This window comes from Micromonospora coxensis, assembly GCF_900090295.1.
Classification (GTDB): Bacteria; Actinomycetota; Actinomycetes; order Mycobacteriales; family Micromonosporaceae; genus Micromonospora; species Micromonospora coxensis.
Genome location: NZ_LT607753.1, coordinates 5,442,725 through 5,461,290, shown reverse-complemented (window position 1 = coordinate 5,461,290; position 18,566 = coordinate 5,442,725). Strand labels below are relative to the sequence as shown.

17 protein-coding genes are annotated in these 18,566 nt (G+C 75.9%); 14 read left to right on the top strand and 3 right to left on the bottom strand.

The annotated features are described in order from the left end of the window. The first annotated feature begins 116 nt into the window (after nucleotides 1–116). The gene (locus GA0070614_RS24935) at nucleotides 117–1,373 is read left to right on the top strand and encodes an SGNH/GDSL hydrolase family protein (RefSeq protein ID WP_088979645.1); all 1,257 of its coding nucleotides are present in this window, start codon (nucleotides 117–119) and stop codon (nucleotides 1,371–1,373) included. Between the two features lie 80 nt (nucleotides 1,374–1,453). On the opposite strand, the gene GA0070614_RS24930 is transcribed toward GA0070614_RS24935, so the two are convergent. Further along, entirely contained in the window at nucleotides 1,454–1,882 is a 429-nt protein-coding gene (locus tag GA0070614_RS24930) for an RrF2 family transcriptional regulator (protein WP_088978236.1), read from the bottom strand. Between the two features lie 146 nt (nucleotides 1,883–2,028). Here GA0070614_RS24930 and GA0070614_RS24925 point away from each other — a divergent pair, with 146 nt between their 5' ends. The 11 genes from GA0070614_RS24925 to GA0070614_RS24875 all read left to right on the top strand — a co-directional run bounded on the left by GA0070614_RS24925 (nucleotide 2,029) and on the right by GA0070614_RS24875 (nucleotide 14,573). Further along, nucleotides 2,029–3,249, top strand: coding sequence for a globin domain-containing protein (locus GA0070614_RS24925; RefSeq protein WP_088978235.1), 1,221 nt, complete (start codon nucleotides 2,029–2,031; stop codon nucleotides 3,247–3,249). 102 nt (nucleotides 3,250–3,351) lie between these two features. Further along, on the top strand, nucleotides 3,352–5,004 hold the full coding sequence (locus tag GA0070614_RS24920; RefSeq protein WP_088978234.1) for a carbamoyltransferase family protein: 1,653 nt from the start codon (nucleotides 3,352–3,354) through the stop codon (nucleotides 5,002–5,004). After that, nucleotides 5,001–6,023 (top strand): glycosyltransferase family 2 protein, encoded by a 1,023-nt coding sequence (locus GA0070614_RS24915; protein ID WP_088978233.1) that lies wholly within the window; start codon nucleotides 5,001–5,003, stop codon nucleotides 6,021–6,023. Before GA0070614_RS24920 ends, GA0070614_RS24915 begins: the two co-directional genes overlap by 4 nt. Before the next feature lie 35 nt (nucleotides 6,024–6,058). After that, on the top strand, nucleotides 6,059–7,627 hold the full coding sequence (locus GA0070614_RS24910) for an HAD-IIIA family hydrolase (protein WP_231933383.1): 1,569 nt from the start codon (nucleotides 6,059–6,061) through the stop codon (nucleotides 7,625–7,627). 9 nt (nucleotides 7,628–7,636) lie between these two features. Then, nucleotides 7,637–8,611 carry a glycosyltransferase gene (locus tag GA0070614_RS24905; protein WP_088978231.1) on the top strand — a complete coding sequence of 325 codons (975 nt, stop codon included), beginning with the start codon at nucleotides 7,637–7,639 and terminating at the stop codon, nucleotides 8,609–8,611. Next, nucleotides 8,596–9,813: a glycosyltransferase gene (locus GA0070614_RS24900; RefSeq protein WP_088978230.1), complete on the top strand. Its 1,218-nt coding sequence runs from the start codon at nucleotides 8,596–8,598 to the stop codon at nucleotides 9,811–9,813. The genes GA0070614_RS24905 and GA0070614_RS24900 overlap by 16 nt, the downstream gene beginning before the upstream one ends. After that, nucleotides 9,813–10,631 carry a D-sedoheptulose-7-phosphate isomerase gene (locus GA0070614_RS24895; protein ID WP_088978229.1) on the top strand — a complete coding sequence of 273 codons (819 nt, stop codon included), beginning with the start codon at nucleotides 9,813–9,815 and terminating at the stop codon, nucleotides 10,629–10,631. Before GA0070614_RS24900 ends, GA0070614_RS24895 begins: the two co-directional genes overlap by 1 nt. Then, nucleotides 10,628–12,043, top strand: a complete 1,416-nt coding sequence (locus GA0070614_RS24890) for a PfkB family carbohydrate kinase (RefSeq protein ID WP_088979644.1) — start codon at nucleotides 10,628–10,630, stop codon at nucleotides 12,041–12,043. Before GA0070614_RS24895 ends, GA0070614_RS24890 begins: the two co-directional genes overlap by 4 nt. Next, a complete protein-coding gene (locus tag GA0070614_RS24885) occupies nucleotides 12,040–12,735 on the top strand; it encodes an SDR family oxidoreductase (protein ID WP_088978228.1) in 696 nt (231 codons plus the stop codon). The genes GA0070614_RS24890 and GA0070614_RS24885 overlap by 4 nt, the downstream gene beginning before the upstream one ends. After that, entirely contained in the window at nucleotides 12,732–13,688 is a 957-nt protein-coding gene (locus tag GA0070614_RS24880; RefSeq protein ID WP_088978227.1) for a glycosyltransferase family 9 protein, read from the top strand. The genes GA0070614_RS24885 and GA0070614_RS24880 overlap by 4 nt, the downstream gene beginning before the upstream one ends. Nucleotides 13,689–13,709: 21 nt before the next feature. Beyond that, the gene (locus GA0070614_RS24875) at nucleotides 13,710–14,573 is read left to right on the top strand and encodes an alpha/beta hydrolase family protein (protein WP_088978226.1); all 864 of its coding nucleotides are present in this window, start codon (nucleotides 13,710–13,712) and stop codon (nucleotides 14,571–14,573) included. A 24-nt stretch (nucleotides 14,574–14,597) separates the two neighbouring features. Here GA0070614_RS24875 and GA0070614_RS24870 read toward each other — a convergent pair whose 3' ends face one another. Further along, the gene (locus GA0070614_RS24870) at nucleotides 14,598–16,382 is read right to left on the bottom strand and encodes a SpoIIE family protein phosphatase (protein WP_088978225.1); all 1,785 of its coding nucleotides are present in this window, start codon (nucleotides 16,380–16,382) and stop codon (nucleotides 14,598–14,600) included. 103 nt (nucleotides 16,383–16,485) lie between these two features. Then, entirely contained in the window at nucleotides 16,486–16,656 is a 171-nt protein-coding gene (locus GA0070614_RS30335) for a hypothetical protein (RefSeq protein WP_157745082.1), read from the bottom strand. 179 nt (nucleotides 16,657–16,835) lie between these two features. Here GA0070614_RS30335 and GA0070614_RS24865 point away from each other — a divergent pair, with 179 nt between their 5' ends. Together GA0070614_RS24865 and GA0070614_RS24860 are read left to right on the top strand one after the other, a co-directional pair. Beyond that, nucleotides 16,836–17,462 carry a hypothetical protein gene (locus GA0070614_RS24865; protein WP_088978224.1) on the top strand — a complete coding sequence of 209 codons (627 nt, stop codon included), beginning with the start codon at nucleotides 16,836–16,838 and terminating at the stop codon, nucleotides 17,460–17,462. 104 nt (nucleotides 17,463–17,566) lie between these two features. Continuing rightward, nucleotides 17,567–17,956 (top strand): hypothetical protein, encoded by a 390-nt coding sequence (locus tag GA0070614_RS24860; protein WP_088978223.1) that lies wholly within the window; start codon nucleotides 17,567–17,569, stop codon nucleotides 17,954–17,956. The last annotated feature ends 610 nt before the right edge of the window (nucleotides 17,957–18,566 follow it).

Here is an 18,566-nt window from a genome sequence, read left to right as displayed (position 1 = left end):
CGGATGTTTCACCCCTCGAACGATCAGGTTACGAGCCATTGACGTTCATCGCAGCAGATGATCTGATCGCGCCTCCAGAGGATCTTTCGCATTTGCATGGACAGATGGGGGACGTCATGTCCAGGTTCCGTCGTACCGCTCTCGCGGCGGCGCTGACCGTCGCCACCGCCGCCCTGTCGGCCGCCGTCGGATCCGCCGCTCCGGCCACGGCGGCGCCACCCACCGCCGCCGTCGCGCTCGGCGACAGCTTCATCAGCGGCGAGGGCGCCGGGGCGTACGCGCCGGTGGTCGACCTCAACGGCGTCGCGCAGTCCTTCCCCGGCTGGTCCGCCCCGAACGCCAACGCCTACTTCTGCCACCGCTCGTCGAACGCCTCGCTGTTCCAGGCGGACCTGCCCGGCATCCAGGCCCGGTTCAACCTCGCCTGCTCCGGCGGCCAGCCGTACGACATCGCCAACGCCTCCGCGAGCCGGGCCAAGGGACGGCAGGTGGCCGCGCAGCTCGACCAGCTCCGGGCGGTCGGGCAGACCCACGACATCGACCTGGTGCTGGTCGGCCTCGGCTCGAACAACAGCTCCTTCACCTTCGGCAGCGTGGCCGAGAAGTGCGCCAACCGGTTCATCGCCGACGCCTGGACCGGCTGGTGGGAGTTCTGGGCGTACCTGGGCGGGCCGGTGCCGCAGGAGCCCTGCTCGGACGCCGACCTGGCCACGGCCGCGCAGTTGAACGCCGCCACCGCGGAGACCACGGCGGCGGTCCGGCAGATCCTCGCCACGCTCGCCCAGATCGACGCCGACGGCCAGCACCGGGTCGTGCTCCAGGACTACACCAACCCGCTGCCGCCGGAGCTGGCGTCGAACTTCTGGACCGAGGACAGCCGCGACGACACCCGGGACAAGTTCCGCGCGCTGGGCGCCGAGCGGTACGCCGGCGGCTGCCCCATCCACCGGGCCAGCCTGGCCCCCGGCCACCGTTTCTCCCAGGGCCTGGGCACGCTGGTGACCTCCGTACGCACCACGCTCGCCGCCGAGTTCCCCACCGCCGACCTGGTCGGGCTCAACGTGCAGCGGGCCTTCGACGGCGCCCGGCTCTGCGAGCAGTCCGCCAGCCCCACCGGCGCGCTGGCCACCCCGATCCGGCTCCAGGACGGCCCCTCGGGCGTCTTCGTCACCAGCCTCTCCGGCTACGACAAGCTGGACATCCAGCGCATCGCGAACGCCTGCGGGACGTACTTCCAGACCTGCCAGGAGTCCTGGCACCCGAATGCGGCGGGGCACCGCGTGCTCGGCCGCTGCCTGAGCGGGGCGGCCGGCACGGCGAACCGCACGGTGGCCTGCGTCCGTGCCCCGGACGGCACCGTCACGGTGAGCTGACGACCCAGGCACCCCGGTGGGGGCGTCCGGCCCGGGCCGGACGCCCCCACCGACCGTTCACCGGACCCAGCCACCCCCCGTCAGGGGCGACGGGTGAGGCTGAGCAGCAGGGGCGCGGCCGGGTCGTCGACGAGGTCGCCGAGGCGTACGTCGTCGAGGACGGCGAGGAACGCGGCCTGGGCGCGGCGGAGGTGGCCGCGCAACCGGCAGCCGGCGCGCAGCGTGCAACCGGACTCCTCGCAGGCGACGACCTCCTCCTCGCCCTCGAACGCGCGCACCACCTGGCCGACGGTCAACTCCTCGGCACCCTCGGCGAAGGCGACGCCCCCGGAGCGTCCCCGGATGGTGACCAGCACGCCGACGCGTTGCAGCCGCTGCACCACCTTGGCGACGTGGCTGCGGGGCAGGTCCAGCCGCTCGGCCAACTCCTCGACGGTGCTGCGGGTCGACGCCGTGGCGGTCTGCATGGCGATCCGCAGCGCCATGTCGGTGGACCGGTTGAGCTTCACGCACCGACCCTAGCCAGCGCGGCGGAAGCGGCACAGGGGCCGACGGACCGTGACCTGGACGACACTCACCCGGGACTTTCGGCCCTGAAGTGGAATCGAAAATTCCTGTTTGAGTGGCGGACGTAGGCAACACACAAGGAGGAGCTGTGCTCTCGGAATCGTCAGCCGCCGTCGTCGCCGCGACCCTGCCCGTGGTACGGGCGCACGGGGAGGAGATCACCGGCCGGTTCTATCCGCGGATGTTCGCCGCCCACCCGGAGCTGCTCAACCTGTTCAACCGGGGCAACCAGGCCACCGGCCAGCAGAAGGCCGCCCTCGCCGCCGCCGTGGTCGCGTACGCGGAGCACCTGACCGGCGCCGGCGACACGCCCTGGGGGCCGATCCTCGACCGGATCGCCCACAAGCACGCCTCGCTCGGCATCACCGCCACCTCGTACACGATCGTCGGCCGACACCTGATGGGGGCGATCGGCGAGGTGCTCGGCGACGCCGTGACGCCCGAGGTCGCCGCCGCCTGGGACGAGGTGTACTGGCTGCTGGCCTGCGAGCTGATCGCCCGGGAGGCCCGCCTCTACACCGAGGCCGGGCTCGCCGAGGGCGAGTCGATCTGGCGCGACTGGCGGGTCACCGAGGTGACCACGGAGGCCACCGACGTGCGGTCGTTCACCCTCGTCCCGGTCGACGGCGGCGTCGTGCCCGACTTCGTCCCCGGCCAGTACGTCTCGGTGGCCGTGGACCTCGACGGCGACCTCGGTCAGCAGATCCGGCAGTACAGCCTCTCCGGCCGCCCGGGCGCCCCGCAGTGGCGGATCACCGTGAAGCGGGTCCGCGGCGAGGACGGCGCGCCCGACGGCACGGTCTCCACCGTCCTGCACGAGCGGGTCGCGGTCGGCGACACGCTGCGGCTCAGCCCGCCCTTCGGCGAGGTCAGCGCGATCGCCGGCGACGGGCCGTTGCTGCTGGTCAGCGCCGGCATCGGGCTCACCCCGGCGATGTCCGCGCTGGAGCACCTGGCGGAGACCGCGCCGGAGCGTCCGGTGGTGCTGGTGCACGCCGACCGGGACGGCGCCGCGCACGCGCACCGCGACGCGCTGCCCCGGCTGCACGCCCGGCTGCCCAACCTGCGCCTCAAGCTCTGGTACGAGCAGAACACCGACGGTGACGAGCTGGACGCGCTCACCGCCGAGGTGTCCCGCGGTCGGGTCGACCCGGAGCTGATCCCGCTCTCCCCCGACGCCCACGTGCACCTGTGCGGGCCGCTGCCGTTCATGAACCAGATCCGCGGCGGGCTGCTGCGCCGGGGCGTGCCGGTGGAGCGGATCGCCTACGAGGTGTTCGGTCCGGGGATGCTGCGCGGCGGCGTCTGAGCCGGATCCGGGGCCGCGAATCTCCACGGTGGAGATCCGCGGCCCCGTCGAGAAGTCGATGATCTACAGGTTAGGAGGAGAGGGCCAGGGTAGGGACGACTCATGCGCGTCCTCGGAATCAATGCCATCTTCCACGACCCGGCCGCCGCCCTGGTGGTCGACGGACAGGTGGTGGCCGCCGCCGAGGAGGAACGGTTCAGCCGTCGGAAACACGGCAAGCGGCCCGTCCCGTTCTCCGCCTGGGAGCTGCCCGAACTCTCCGCCGCCTGGTGCCTGAGCAGCGCCGGCATCGACGTCGACAGCCTCGACGCGGTGGCCTACTCCTTCGATCCGGGTCTCTGCCGGGACGTCGCCGACCTGGGACTCAGCGATCCCTGGGACTGGCTGCGCGTCGACTACGCCCGCCGCGCCCCGCAGTTCCTCGCCGCCGCGCTGCCCGGCCTGGACCCGGACAAGGTGCGCTTCGTCCCGCACCACGTGGCGCATGCCGCCTCGGCCGGGTTGGCCGCCCCGCCGGCCGGCGACGACACCGCCGTGCTGGTCCTCGACGGCCGCGGCGAGGTCGCCAGCCACCTGGCCGGTGTCTACCGCGACGGCGCGCTCACCCCGCTGTTCTCGCAGCAGTTGCCGCACTCGCTCGGCCTGCTCTACGAGGACCTCACCCGACACCTCGGGTTCATGCACTCCAGCGACGAGTACAAGGTGATGGCGCTGGCCTCGTACGGCGAGCCGAAGCACCTCGGCCTGCTGCGTGAGCTGGTACGGGTCACCGACGACGGCGGCTTCCACGTCGACCGGATCGACTGGGCCGGCATGGCCAAGGCGGTCGGCGCGGGTGGCGAGCCGACCGACGAGCACGCCGACCTGGCCGCCAGCGTGCAGCAGCGGCTGGAGGAGGTCGTCCTCGACCTGTCCCGCTGGCTGTACGACGCCTCCGGCGGGGCCTCGACGCTGGCCATGGCCGGCGGGGTGGCGCTGAACTGCGTGGCCAACGCCCGGATCGCCGCCGAGGGGCCGTACCGCGACGTCTGGGTGCAGCCGGCGGCCGGCGACTCCGGCACCGCGCTCGGCGCGGCCCTGCACGTGGCCGGCGAGCTGGGCGACCGGAGCACCCCGATGACCGGGGCGGACCTCGGGCGCGGCTGGTCCGACGAGGAGTTGGAGGCGGAGCTGCGCCGCGCGGCGCTGCCGTACTCCCGGCCCGACTCGATCGCCGCCGAGGCCGCCCGGGTGCTCGCCGGCAACGGCATCGTCGCCTGGTACCAGGGCCGCAGCGAGTACGGCCCGCGCGCCCTGGGCCACCGCTCGCTGCTGGCCCACCCCGGCGACCCGGACACCACCCGCCGGATGAACGACGTGAAGGGCCGCGAGCAGTTCCGCCCGATCGCGCCGATGGTGCGCGCCGAGCGCTTCGCCGACATCTTCGACGGCGTGTACCCCAGCCGGTACATGCTCTTCGTGCACCGGGTCCGGCCGCAGTGGCGCGAGCGGATCCCCGCGGTCACCCACGTCGACGGCACCGCCCGGGTGCAGACGGTGCACACCGACACCGAACCGCTGGTGGCCGAGATGCTGGCCGAGTTCGAGCGGCTCACCGGGCTGCCGGTGGTGGTGAACACGTCGCTGAACACCGCCGGCCGGCCGATGGTGGACACCCCGCGCGAGGCGATGGAGCTGTTCGGCTCGGCGCCGGTGGACCTGCTGGCCCTCGGCCCGTTCGCGGTGCGCCGCGACGCGCTCGGCGGTGACCGGTGATCAGCATCGTGGTGCCGACCGTCGGCCGGCCCAGCCTCACCGTGCTGCTCGACGCCCTCGCCCGGCAGCTCGCCGAGCTGCCCGACGCGGAGATCCTGCTGGTCGACGACCGCCGGGACCCGACCGGCGAGCCGGCCGTGCCGGCGACGTCGTCCGGGTACGCGAAGGTGCTCACCGGGCGCGGCGCGGGCCCGGCGGCGGCCCGCAACGTCGGCTGGCGGGCGGCCCGGCAGCCGTGGGTGGTCTTCCTCGACGACGACGTGGTGCCGGCGCCGGACTGGGCCCGACGGCTGCGCGACGACCTCACGGTCGGCGACCGGGTCGGCGGGGTGCAGGGCGTGGTCGAGGTGCCGCTGCCGGCCGACCGCCGCCCGACCGACTGGGAGCGGAGCACCGCCGGCCTGGCCGAGGGTGAGTGGATCACCGCCGACATGGCCTACCGGCGGGCCGCGCTGGAGCAGGTCGGCGGCTTCGACGAGCGGTTCCCCCGCGCCTACCGGGAGGACGCCGAACTGGCCCACCGGGTCCGGCTCGCCGGCTGGGAGCTGGTGCGCGGCCGTCGCGTGGTCGCCCACCCGGTGCGTCCCGAGGGCCGCTGGGTCAGCCTGCTGGTGCAGCGCGGCAACGCCGACGACGCGCTGCTGCGCCGCCGCTACGGCCCGAACTGGCGGCAGGAGCTGCGGCTGCCACCGGGCCGCCGCCCCCGGCACGTCGCGGTCACCACCGCCGGCGCGCTCGCCCTGACGGCCGTCGCGCTGCGGGCCGGGCTGCCGCGCGACGCGGCGTCGCGCCGGGTGCTCGGCGCGCTCGCCGCGACCGGCGCGCTGGGCTGGGCGGCGGGCACCGCCGAGTTCGCCCGGGCCCGCATCGCCCCCGGGCCCCGGACCCGCGACGAGGTGCTCACCATGCTGGCCACCAGCGCGCTGATCCCCCCGGTCGCGGTCACCCACTGGGTACGCGGCTGGTGGCGCACCCGCAGTTCCACGACGGACGGTGACGTCGCCGGGGCGCAGAGGTGATGTTTACTCCTCTTGCCCGGGGCAACTGCTTGCCCATGAACGGGGGCCTCTTCGACGCCGTGCTGCTGGACCGCGACGGCACCCTGATCGAGGACGTGCCGTACAACGGCGATCCGGACAAGGTGCGCCCGATGCCGGGCGCCCGGGAGGCGCTGGACCGGCTGCGCGCGGCCGGGCTGCGCCTGGGCGTGGTGACCAACCAGTCCGGGCTGGCGAAGGGGCTGTTCACCGCCGAGGCGATGCGGGCGGTGCACGCCCGGGTCGAGGAGCTGCTCGGTCCCTTCGACACCTGGCAGATCTGCCCGCACGACGACGGCGACGGCTGCGGCTGCCGCAAGCCGGCCCCCGGCATGGTCCACGCCGGCGCCGCCGCGCTCGGCACCCGGCCCGCCCGCTGCGTCATGGTCGGCGACATCGGCCGGGACATGACCGCCGCCCTGGCCGCCGGCGCCACCGGCTTCCTGGTGCCCACCCCGGTCACCCGGCCCGAGGAGATCGCCGCCGCCCCGCACGTCGCCCGTGACCTGCCCACCGCTGTCGACGAGATCCTGCGCCGGCAGGCGGCCGTCCGCCCGGCCGCGACCAGGCGGGCCGGCACCGTGCTGGTGGTCCGCAGCGACTCGGCCGGGGACGTGCTGGTGACCGGCCCGGCGATCCGGGCCGTGGCGGCCAACGCCGACCGGGTGGTGCTGCTCTGCGGCCCCCGGGGACGCGCCGCGGCCGGCCTGCTGCCCGGCGTCGACGAGCTGATCGAGTGGCCGCTGCCGTGGATCGACGGCGAGCCCGCCCCGGTCGACCCGGACGACATGCGCCGCCTCACCGACCGGCTCGCCGCCGTCGGCGCCGACGAGGCGGTCGTCTTCACCTCCTTCCACCAGTCCGCCCTCCCCCTCGCGCTGCTGCTGCGGATGGCCGGCGTGGCGCGGATCAGCGCGATCAGCGACGACTACCCCGGCGCCCTGCTCGACGTCCGGCACCGCGTGCCGGTCGGCGTCCCCGAGCCGGAGCGGGCCCTCTCCCTGGCCGCCGCGGCCGGGTTCGGCCTGCCCGCCGGGGACGAGCCGACGTTGCGGGTGCGCGCCACCCGCCCCGCCGTCGTCCCGGACGCCGAGCCGTACGTCGTGGTGCACCCCGGCGCGTCGGTGCCGGCGCGGGCCTGCCCGCCGTGGCGGTGCGCGGAGATCGTCGCCGCGATTGCCGCGGCCGGCCATCGGGTAGTGGTGACCGGGGGGCCGGTCGAGACCGCGCTGACCTCCCGGGTCGCCGCAGCCGGTGGCACCGACCTCGGCGGACGCACCGACCTCGCGGGCCTGGCCGGAGTCATCGCCGGGGCGCAGTGCGTGGTGGTCGGCAACACCGGACCGGCCCACCTCGCCGCCGCCGTCGGCACCCCGGTCGTCAGCCTCTTCGCGCCCACCGTTTCGTTCGGCCAGTGGGCGCCCTACCGGGTGCCGCTGGTCCGCCTCGGCGACGCCACCGCCGCCTGCCGGGACAGCCGCGCCACCCGCTGCCCGGTGCCCGAGCACCCCTGCCTGACCGCCGGGATCGACCCGGCCGAGGTCGTCGCGGCGGTGCGCCTGCTCACCACCAGATCCGACAGCTGAAGGAGGGTCATGAACGTCCTGCTCTGGCACGTGCACGGCTCCTGGACCACGTCCTTCGTGCACGGACGGCACCGCTACCTGGTGCCCGTCACGCCCGACCGCGGCCCGTACGGGCGGGGCCGGGCGCGTACCTACCCATGGCCGGAGACCGTGGTCGAGGTGACCCCCGAGCAGCTCGCCGACGCGGACGTCGACGTGGTCGTGCTGCAACGTCCCGAGGAGCTGGAGCTGGCCGAGCGCTGGTCGCGCCGCCGCCCCGGCCGGGACGTACCGGCCGTCTACGTCGAGCACAACACCCCCAAGGGCGACGTGCCGAACACCCGCCACCCGATGGCCGACCGTGACGACCTGCTGCTCACCCACGTCACCCACTTCAACGAGCTGTTCTACGACAACGGCGGCACCCGCACCGCCGTCGTCGAGCACGGCATCGTGCCGCCCCGGGTGGAGTGGACCGGCGAGCTGGACCGGCTCGCCGTGGTGACCAACGAGCCGGTACGGCGGGCCCGGGTCACCGGCACCGACCTGATGCCCCGCTTCGCGGCCGTCGCCCCGCTGGACGTGTTCGGGATGGGGGTGACCGGGCTGGCCGACCACCTGGGCCTGCCGTCGGAGCGGCTGACCGCCCACGAGGACCTGCCGCAGGACGTCATGCACACCGAGATGGCCCGGCGGCGGGCGTACCTGCACCTGTGCCGGTGGACCTCGCTCGGGCTGAGCCTGATCGAGGCGATGACGATCGGCATGCCCGTCGTCGCGCTGGCCACCACCGAGGCCGTCGACGCGGTGCCGCCCGACGCCGGCGTGCTCTCCACCCGGGTCGACACGCTCGTCGAGGCGGCCCGGTGGCTCGCGGAGGACCGCGACGCCGCGTACCGGCTCGGTGCGCGGGCGCGGGAGGTGTCGAAAGAACGCTTCGGGCTCGACCGGTTCCTCGCCGACTGGGACCGGATCTTGGAGGAGGAAACATGCGCATCGCGATGATCTCGGAGCACGCCAGCCCGCTCGCCGTCCTCGGCGAGGAGGACGCCGGTGGTCAGAACACGCACGTCGCCGAACTGGCGGCGGCGTTGGTCGGCGAAGGCCACGACGTGCGGGTCTACACCCGCCGTGACTCGTCGGAGCTGCCCGATGTGGTGGACGCCTCCGCCGGGTACCAGGTGCTGCACGTGCCGGCCGGGCCGGCGCTGCGGGTGCCGAAGGACGAGCTGCTGCCGTACATGGGCGAGTTCGGCCGTTGGTTGGCCGACCAGTGGCGGCACGGGGGCTGGCGTCCCGACGTGGCGCACGCCCACTTCTGGATGAGCGGCCTGGCCACCCTGCACGCGGGTCGGCGCACCAACACGCCGGTGGTGCTGACGTACCACGCGCTCGGCGCGGTGAAGCGGCGGCACCAGGGGACGAAGGACACCAGCCCACCGGGCCGGATCGGCTACGAGCGGGCGCTGGGACGCGCCGCCGACCGGGTGATCGTGCAGTGCCAGGACGAGGTCGGCGAGCTGGTCCGGCTCGGCGTGCCCCGCGCGAAGATGGCGCTGGTCCCGTCCGGGGTCAACGAGCAGATGTTCCGCCCGGAGGGGCCGGTCGCCCCGCGCGACCCGGCCCGGCACCGGATCCTCACCGTCGGCCGGATGGTCGAGCGCAAGGGCTTCCAGGACGTCATCCGCGCGCTGCCCGCCGTGCCGGACGCCGAGTGCGTGGTGGTCGGTGGGCCGCCCGCCGAGCTGCTGCCGGCCGACGGCTTCGCCCGCCGGCTCACCGCGCTCGCCGAGTCCTGCGGCGTCGCCGACCGGGTCAAGCTCGTCGGCGCGGTGCCGCGCGAGGAGATGGGCGCCTGGTACCGCTCGGCCGACGTGCTGGTCGCCGCCCCCTGGTACGAGCCGTTCGGGCTCACCCCGCTGGAGGGCATGGCCTGCGGCGTCCCGGTGATCGGCACGAACGTCGGCGGGATCGCCGACACCGTCGTGGACGGGCTCACCGGTGACCTCGTGCCGCCGCGCGACCCCCGCGCGCTGGGCACCGCGCTGCGCCGGCTGTTCGCCGACAAGGTCCGCCGCTTCGCGTACGCCACGGCGGCGCTGGACCGCATCCGCAGCCGGTACTCCTGGAAGCGGTGCGCCCAGCAGCTCGGCGCGGTCTACGCCAGCGTCGCCCAGGTCGGCCGCGTCGCCCCGGCGGTGGCTTGATGAGCGCTCCGCTGTCCACCCTGGACACGCATCTGGCCGGGCTCGCCGCCGCGCTGCTGCCGTACCGGCAGGCCGCCGGACGCCTCGCCGACTGGGGCACCGAGCTGGCCTGGACCCTCGCGGGTGGCGGCCGGTTGCTGGCCGCCGGCAACGGCGGCAGCGCCGCCGAGGCCCAGCACCTCACCGCCGAACTGGTCGGCAAGCTGCGCGACGACCGGGAGCCGTACTCGGCGATCGCCCTGCACGCGGAGACCTCCTCGATGACCGCGATCGGCAACGACTACGGCTACGACGAGGTCTTCGCCCGGCAGGTGCGCGCCCACGGGCGGGACGGCGACGTGCTGCTGCTGCTGTCGACCAGCGGCAGCAGCGTCAACCTGCTGCGGGCGGTCGAGGCGGCCCGGGAGACCGGGGTGCGCTGCTGGGCGTTCACCGGCCCCGCCCCCAACCCCCTCGCGGAGGTCTGTGACGAGGTGCTTGCCGTCCCGTCCCCGGACAGCCAGGTGGTGCAGGAGCTGCACCTGGTCTCGCTGCACCTGCTCTGCGAGTACGTCGACGAGGCGCTGCCGCTGGTCCGCCGGCTCCCCCGGACGACGACCGTGCCGCGGCAGCGCGGCGTCGCGGTCGCCGGCCGGCTGCCGGCCGGCCGGGGTGACCGGGCGCTGGCCGTGGTCAACGGCTACCCGCTCAACGGCCACGGCGCGAACGGCCACGGCCTCAACGGCCACGGCGCGAACGGGCACGGCAGCAACGGACACGGCGTCAACGGACACGACACGAACGGGCACCGCCCCGACCGGCGGGGGTGTCCGTCGTGAGCGGGCCGCTGGTCGTCGTCGGCGACGCCCTGCTCGACCGGGACGTCGACGGCACCGTCTCCCGGGTCTGCCCGGACGCGCCGGTGCCGGTGCTCGACGAGCGCGGGGCCACCGACCGGCCCGGCGGGGCCGGCCTGGCCGCGCTGCTCGCCGCCGCCCAGGGCGTCGAGGTGGCGCTGGTCACCGCGCTCGCCGACGACGCCGCCGGGGCCCGCATCGCCGAACTGCTCACCACCGCCGGGGTGCGCCTCTACCCGCTGCGGCTGCCCGGGGCGACGCCGGAGAAGATCCGGCTCCGCTCCGGCGGGCAGACGCTGCTGCGGCTGGACCGGGGCGGCGACCCGCAGGCCGCCGGCGAGCCGCCGGAGGCGGCGCTGGAGGTGCTCGCCGCCGCCGGCGCGATCCTGGTCAGCGACTACGGCCGAGGGCTGCTCCGGCAGCCGGCGCTGCGCGCCGCGCTCGCCGGGGCGGGCGCCCCGCTGGTCTGGGACCCGCACCCGAACGGGCCGGTGGCGGTGCCCGGCGCCCGGCTGGTCACCCCGAACCTCGGCGAGCTGCGCCGGCTCACCGGCGACGCCGGGGCCGGCACGGCGCTGTCCACGGCCACCCGCGCCGGGCACGAGCTGCGGCAGCGCTGGCGGGTCGGGGCGGTCGCGGTGACCATGGGCCCGGACGGCGCGGTGCTCTGCCACTCCGGCGGCACCCCGCTGGTGGTGCCGCCACCGTCCGGCGTGGACCACGTCGAGGACACCTGCGGCGCCGGCGACCGCTTCGCCGCCACCGCCGCCACCGCGCTCGCCGCCGGGGCGGTCACCTCCGAGGCGGTGCGGGAGGCGGTCGCCGCCGCGTCGGCGTACGTCGCCGCCGGTGGGGCCGCCGGACTGGCCCGGGCCGACCGCGTGTCGGCCGCACCGCGCCCGCCGGCCTCCGCCGTCGAGGAGCTGGTGTCCCGGGTACGCGCCGACGGCGGCACGGTGGTCGCCACCGGCGGCTGCTTCGACATCCTGCACGCCGGGCACGTCGCCACCCTGCAGGCCGCCCGCCGGCTCGGCGACTGCCTGGTGGTCTGCCTCAACTCCGACCGCAGCGTCCGCGCCCTCAAGGGTCCGGAGCGCCCGGTCAACGGCGAGGCGGACCGGGCCCGGCTGCTGGCGGCGCTGGACTGCGTGGACGCGGTGGTGGTCTTCGACGAGTCCACGCCGTCCACCGCGCTGGCCCGGCTGCGCCCCGACGTCTGGGTCAAGGGCGGCGACTACTCCGGCGACGGCGCCCCGGAGCTGCCCGAGGCCGACCTCGTCCGCGGCTGGGGCGGCCGGGTGGTGACGGTGCCGTACCTGGCGGGCCGCTCCACCACCGCCACGATCACCGCCGCGCGCTCGCGCGGCGCCCGACTGGTCAAGGGAGCACGATGAGCAGGGATCTGAACGGTTCGGCGGTACTCGTCACGGGCGGGTCGAGCGGCCTCGGCGCGGCGGTGGTGACCGCGGTGACCAAGGCCGGTGGACGGCCGTACGTGCTGGACCGGCAGGCGCCGGCCGACGGGGTGGAGTGGGTGGAGTGCGACCTGGCCGACACCCGGGCCGCCGAGGAGGCCACCCGGCGCGTCGCCGAGCAGGCCGGCGGGCTGACCGGCCTGGTCACCGCCGCCGGGATGGACGTGCCGGGGCGGCTGGCCGACGTCGACGGGGCCACCTGGGACCGGATCGTGGCGGTCAACCTGCTCGGCACCGCCGCGGTGGTGCGGGCCGCGCTGCCGCACCTGGAGCGCTCGCACGGCACGGTGGTGACGGTCGCGTCCACGCTCGGGATCAAGGCGGTCAGCGACGCCACCGCGTACTGCGCGGCGAAGTTCGGGGTGGTCGGCTTCACCCGGGCGCTCGCCGCCGAGCTGGCCGGGACGGTGGGGGTCACCCTGCTGATCCCCGGCGGCATGCGCACGGCGTTCTTCGACGACCGCGACGCGCAGTACAAGCCCGGTCCGGACGCGATCCTCAACGACCCGGCCGACACCGCCGCCGCGGTCATGTTCGCGCTCTCCCAGCCGCCCGGCTGTGCGGTACGGGAGCTGGTGGTCTGCGCCGAGCAGGAGTCGTCGTACCCGTGATCCTGGTGTTGCGGGCGCTGGGCGTCGGGGACCTCGCCACCGGGGTCCCCGCGCTGCGCGCGCTGCGCGCGGCGTACCCGGACGAGGAGCTGGCGCTGGTCGCGCCGCGCTGGACGGCGCCGCTGGTCGACCTGATCGGCGGCGTCGACCGGCTGGTCGAGGCCGACGGGCTCGGCGAACTGGCCTGGTCCGGCCCGCCGCCGCGGCTGGCGGTGAACCTGCACGGGCGGGGCCCGCAGTCGCACCGGATGCTCGCCGGCGCCCGTCCGCGCCGGCTGCTGGCCTTCGCCAACGCCGAGGCCGGCCACCACGACGGTCCGGCGTGGTACGCCGAGGAGCACGAGATCGACCGCTGGTGCCGGCTGCTGGCCTGGTACGGCGTGCCCGCCGACCGCACCGACCTGGCGCTGCGCCGGCCGGCGCCGGGGCGGCTGCCGACCGGAGTGAGCATCGTGCACCCGGGCGCCAAGGCGGCGCAACGCCGCTGGCCACCGGCCCGGTTCGCCCGGGTGGCCCGGGCGCTCACCGCCCGGGGTCACCGGGTGGTGGTGACCGGCAGCCCCGGCGAGCGGAGCATCGCCGAGCAGGTCCGCGTCCTGGCCGGGCTGCCGGCCCGGGCGGTGCTGGCCGGGGAGACCGACCTCGGGGAGCTGGCCGCGCTGGTGGCCCACGCCCGGCTGGTGGTCGGTGGGGACACCGGCATCGGGCACCTGGCCACCGCGTACGCCACCCCGTCCGTGCTGCTGTTCGGGCCGGTTCCGCCCGCGCAGTGGGGTCCGCCGCCGGACCGCCCCTGGCACCAGGCGCTCTGGGTCGGCCCGCGCGCCCCGGCCGACGCCGAGGCGGTGCACCCGGCGCTGGCGGCGCTGGACGTGCCGGCGGTGCTGGCCGCCGTCGACCGGGTCGAACAGGGCGCGACGGTCCGCCGCACCCCCTTGGTTACCGGCCGGTAGCTTCCGTCGTACGCTGGACGGATGAGCGGGGAGCCGGAGTACACGCAGGAACACGTCGAGGTCGACGGGGCACGCATCGGCGTGCAGGTGTACCCGGAGCCGGACGGCCCGCCCGGCGCGCCGATGGTGGTGATCTGGCCCGCGATGGGGGTCCGGGCCCGCTACTACCGTCCGTTCGCCGCCGCGCTGCGCGACGCGGGCCTCGCGGTGGCCGTGGCCGACCTGCGCGGCACCGGAGCCAGCACTCCCCCGCCCGGGCGCGCCTGCCGGTACGGCTACGCCGAGCTGGCCACCGACGTCGGCGCGGTCCTCGACGCGCTCAAGCCCCGGCTGGACGGGCGCACCCGGCTGCTGCTCGGGCACTCCCTCGGCGGGCAGGCGGCCCTGCTGCACCTGGCCGTGCACGGCGCGGACGCCGTCGACGGGCTGGCCCTGCTCACCGTCGGCGTGCCGTACTGGCGCAGCTACCCGGGCCTGCGCGGGTACGGCGTGCTGCCGTACACCCAGGGGATCGCGGCGGTGGCGCGCACGCTCGGGGTCTGGCCCGGGTGGGGTTTCGGCGGACGCCAGGCGCGCGGGGTGATCCGGGACTGGGCGTACACCGCCCGGACCGGGCGGTTCCCGGTGCTGGACGGGGTGGACGCCGAGGCGGCCGTGCGGCGGCTGACCACGCCGGTGCTCGCGGTCGGCGTGGACGACGACCAGTACACCCCGCACGCCACGCTGGACCACCTCTGCGCGAAGCTCACCGCCGCGCCGGTGACCCGGGACCGGTACACCGTCGCCGAGGCGGGCGCCCCGCTGGACCACTTCACCTGGGTCCGGGCCGGCGCGCCGCTGGCCCGGCGGGTGGCCGACTTCGCCGCCGGCCTGCCGCCACGCTGACCCACCGGCACGGCCGGCGACGGGTCAGCCGGTGACGCGCAGCGCCAGCAGGGCGATGTCGTCGCGGGGCGCGTCGACCAGGTCGGCCAGCACCGCGTCGCAGAGCCGCTCGACCGGCAGGTGGGCCAACCGGCCGGCGGTCACCCGCAGCCGGTGCAGCCCCTCGTCCAGCGGGCAGCCAGGGCGCTCGACCAGCCCGTCGGTGTAGAACAGCACGGTCGAGCCGGCCGCCAGCAGCAGTTCGTGGTCGTGGCGCTCCCGGGGTGGCCGCAGCCCGAGCAGCGGGTCGACGGGCGCCTCCAGCAGCCGCGCGTCGCCGTCCGGGCCGATCAGCACCGGCGGCGGGTGGCCGGCGTTGCACCAGAGCATGCGGGCCCCGTCCGGCGCCCCGCCCGGCTGGCCGGGCGCCCACACGTGCGCCAGCACCGCCGTGGCCAGGCTCGGCACCCGCAGGCCGGCCAGCACCCGTTCCAGGCCGGCCAGGATCGCCGCCGGGGGCGCCCCCATCAGGTACGCGACGCCGCGCAACGTGTTGCGGATCTGCGCCATCGCGGCGAGCGCCCGCCGGTCGTGCCCGGTCACGTCGCCGATCACCAGGGTCGTCGCGCCGTCGGCGGCCGGGAAGGCGTCGTACCAGTCCCCGCCGACCTGGTCGTGTGCCGTCGCCGGGTGGTACCGCACCGCGACGGCCAGCCCCGGGGTGTGCGGCGGCTCGGTGAGCAGGCTGCGTTGCAGCGTCTCCGAGGTCTGCCGCTGCGCCTGGTGCACCCGGATCCGGTCCAGGGTCTGCGCGCACTGGGCGGCGAACGCGCCCAGCAGTTCCACCTCACGGGGCGCGAAGGGGTGGCCGTCGCGCCAGCCCACCGTCAGCGAGCCGAGCAGCCGGTCACCCACCCGCAGCGGCAGCGAGGCCCAGCGGTGCAGGCCGGTGTCGGCGAGCACGTCCGCCATCGCGTCGGACCAGGCCAGCGCGGCGTCGCGGTCGGGCAGCAGCACGTTCTCGCCGCGCAGGGCCGCGACCGAGGCCGGCAGCGGGCCGTGCGACGGCAGGTCGGCGTACCGCTCCCGGGTGTGCCCGCCGAGGCTGTCGGTGAGCGTCAGACGCATCCGGTCGCCGTCCCGGACGGCGACCGCTCCCCCGTCGGCGCCCAGCGCGGCCAGCCCCCGGTCGATCACCACCTCGGTCAGCGCGGCGACGGTCTCGCATCCGGCGAGCTGGCCGGCCAGGTCGACCAGGGTGGTCAACCGCCGGGTGGCCAGCGCCTCCGACTCCAGGGCGGTACGCAGCTCACGGGCCCGCGCGTAGAGGTCGGCCTCGGCCTCGACCACGCGGCGCCGGTAGTCCTCGCCGCGGGCCCGTTCCGCCCGCCCCTGCTCCCGCTCCCGGACGAAGTCGGTGACGTCCTCCACCCGATGCAGCAGCAGCACGGTGCGGCCGTCGTCGTCCCGCACCGGCACGTTCACCGGGCTCCAGTACCGCACGGCGAAGGTGCCGGCGCCGTCCGGGATGTCGTAGCGTTGCAGCGCCATGGTGTCGGGTCGGCCGGTGTCCCGGACCCGCTCCAGCGAGGCCCGCAGGTTCGGCACCCCGCTGACGTCGGGCCCCTGCGGGTTGGTCGGGAACGCGTCGAAGAGGTAGCAGCCGAGCAGCTCCGCACGGGAGCGCCCGGTGGCCCGCAGGTAGGCGTCGTTCACCTCGACGATCACCAGGTCCGGGTCGAGCACCAGGTACGGCGTCGGGGTGGCCCGGAACAGGCGGGCGTGGTCCAGCCGCCCCGGCTCCCCCGCCGGGCTCCGTCCCCCGCTCATCGTCCTCCCGTCCACGACCCGCGATCATGCCCGGATCCCGGTCGCGCCAATCGCGACCGGGTGGCGCGGTCGGGCGACGCCCGTCACCCGACCGCGCGCCCGGTCACCCGTCCTGGTCGACGGGGACCATCCGGCCGTTCCGCTCGACGAGGGTCCGTCCCCGTTCGGGCGGCGGCTTCTCCTGCGCGGCCTCCCGGCGCGGATCGTTGCCCGGGTGCATCAGCACCGCGTCGGTCGAGCGGGTCTTCTCCCGGCTCTCGTCCGGCTGCGACATCGCGATCTCCTCCCTGTCGTCCGGTCGACGACGGCCTACCCGCCGTCCGCCCCGCGACTCCCCCTGCCCACCGGCGCGGACCGGACGAGCGACGCAACGGCGGACGGACCGGGCCCGGGTGCGTAGCCCCGTCGACGATGGGTAAGCCGCTGCGCCCGAATACGGTGGAGGGGGATCAGATGTCCGAACGGCACACCGCACTGCGCTCCATGCACGACCTGGGTCTGGCGGCCTGGTTCGGCGGCTCCCTGATGGGAGCGCTCGGCGTGAACGGGGCGGCGGCACGGATCAGCGACTCGACCCAGCGGCTGCCGGTCGCCTCGGCGGGGTGGTCCCGATGGACGCCGGTGAACGCGGCGGCGATCGGGGCCCACCTGGCCGGCGCGGCCGGTGAACTGGTCACCGAGAGCCCCCGGGTGCTCACCCAGCGGGGCGTGGGCCGGATGAGCGCGGTCAAGACGGCGCTCACCGTGGGCGCGCTCGCGGTGACCGGGTACAGCCGGCTGCTCGGGATGCGGCTGGAGAAGGCCGGCAACCAGCCGGTCGAGGGGACCACCGAGCCGAACTACCAGACGCCCAGCGACGTGGCGTCGTGCCAGCGGAAGATGAAGGTGCTCCAGTGGACGATCCCGGCGTTGACCGGGGCGTTGGTGGTGGTCACCTCGTACATGAGCGAGCAGCAGAAGCCCGGTCAGGTGTTCCGGGGCATGCTCGGGCGCGCGGGCGGGATGATGAGCGCGCCGAAGACGATGGGCAAGATCGCCGCGATGGGTACGGCGAAGCGCCGGATGGCGATGGCGGGCTGAGGTCGTACCCGACCGGGCCGGTCGGCGGCCGCGCGTCGCAGTGGCGACGGCGGCCGCCACGCCGGAGGTCGAGGCCGGACGCCACGACGAGCAGCGAGGTGACCATGACGGCGAACGAGGGACCGACGGGCGGCGGGCAGCGCGGACCGGAGTCCGCCGCTCCCTGGGGCACCACGGGTGGCTTCGACGCGGGCCCGCCCTGGGGCGCCGGCGAGGACGACCCGATGGGCGAGGGGAGCGAGGAGACCGCGGTGCCGCCGGGACGGCGCGGCGACCGGCGGGCCGGAGAACCGGCGGCGCCCACCGGACCGGCCGGGCGGCACGGCTTCGGCCCGGTCGAGCCGACCCGGGTCCCCGAGGCGGGCCCCGGCGCCCCACCCGATCCGGCGCCGGCCCGCCGCACCTTCCCGGACGACACGGCGGGCGGCGACCTGCCGGACAACGCCCTGGAGGAGGCCACCGGGATGCACCCGGAGGGGGTCAGCCGGGACTGACACGACGACGACGAGCGGGCCGTGCCCGGGGCGAGGAGCCCTGGGGCACGGCCCACGCGCGTCCGGACCCCACCGGCGCGCCGGATCGGGCACGCAGGGTCGTGAGCGGGCCGTCGAGGGCGGGGAGCAGGCCGCCGGGCGGGCGGCTCGCGCCGCCGTACGTCACCCGCCCCCGCCGCTGACCCGACGCACGGCCCGCAGCCCCGGAACCGGCGCCCCGGTCCGGCCACCGCGCGCTCCGCACCCTCGGCGGTGGAGGGTGCCCGGCATGGCGCTCGCACCGGCCGGCTGACGAACCACCGCGTCGACGCGTCACCCGGTGACGGCACGTCCGCGCCCGGCGGGCGCTCGCCGCACCGACCTGAGCCGTCTTCGTACGCGGCGGTCCGGATTCGTCCGGGCCGCCGCGTCGTGCGTGCCTCGGGAGCCGGCGGAGCGCGGCGTGCGCAGCCGATCGCCCGGCGTCACCGGGGACCACGGGCACAAACACATCCATGGTCTTCGATCAACGTGCGATCGGCAACCCCGATCCGCCAGCTTTTCGCCAGGCGCGGGATCGACCCGTCGAAATGTTACCAGCGAGTAGACGCCATGTTACGAAGTGGGCCCC

Excerpts from the sequence above, each read along its gene's own strand:
- GA0070614_RS24905 (WP_088978231.1), top strand. The coding sequence starts at position 7,637 with ATGAACGTCCTGCTCTGGCACGTGCACGGCTCCTGGACCACGTCCTTC.
- GA0070614_RS24920 (WP_088978234.1), top strand. The coding sequence starts at position 3,352 with ATGCGCGTCCTCGGAATCAATGCCATCTTCCACGACCCGGCCGCCGCC.
- GA0070614_RS24900 (WP_088978230.1), top strand. The coding sequence starts at position 8,596 with ATGCGCATCGCGATGATCTCGGAGCACGCCAGCCCGCTCGCCGTCCTC.
- GA0070614_RS24935 (WP_088979645.1), top strand. The coding sequence starts at position 117 with ATGTCCAGGTTCCGTCGTACCGCTCTCGCGGCGGCGCTGACCGTCGCC.
- GA0070614_RS24870 (WP_088978225.1), bottom strand. The coding sequence starts at position 16,382 with ATGAGCGGGGGACGGAGCCCGGCGGGGGAGCCGGGGCGGCTGGACCAC.
- GA0070614_RS24885 (WP_088978228.1), top strand. The coding sequence starts at position 12,040 with ATGAGCAGGGATCTGAACGGTTCGGCGGTACTCGTCACGGGCGGGTCG.
- GA0070614_RS24860 (WP_088978223.1), top strand. The coding sequence starts at position 17,567 with ATGACGGCGAACGAGGGACCGACGGGCGGCGGGCAGCGCGGACCGGAG.
- GA0070614_RS24895 (WP_088978229.1), top strand. The coding sequence starts at position 9,813 with ATGAGCGCTCCGCTGTCCACCCTGGACACGCATCTGGCCGGGCTCGCC.
- GA0070614_RS30335 (WP_157745082.1), bottom strand. The coding sequence starts at position 16,656 with ATGTCGCAGCCGGACGAGAGCCGGGAGAAGACCCGCTCGACCGACGCG.
- GA0070614_RS24865 (WP_088978224.1), top strand. The coding sequence starts at position 16,836 with ATGTCCGAACGGCACACCGCACTGCGCTCCATGCACGACCTGGGTCTG.
- GA0070614_RS24910 (WP_231933383.1), top strand. The coding sequence starts at position 6,059 with ATGAACGGGGGCCTCTTCGACGCCGTGCTGCTGGACCGCGACGGCACC.
- GA0070614_RS24875 (WP_088978226.1), top strand. The coding sequence starts at position 13,710 with ATGAGCGGGGAGCCGGAGTACACGCAGGAACACGTCGAGGTCGACGGG.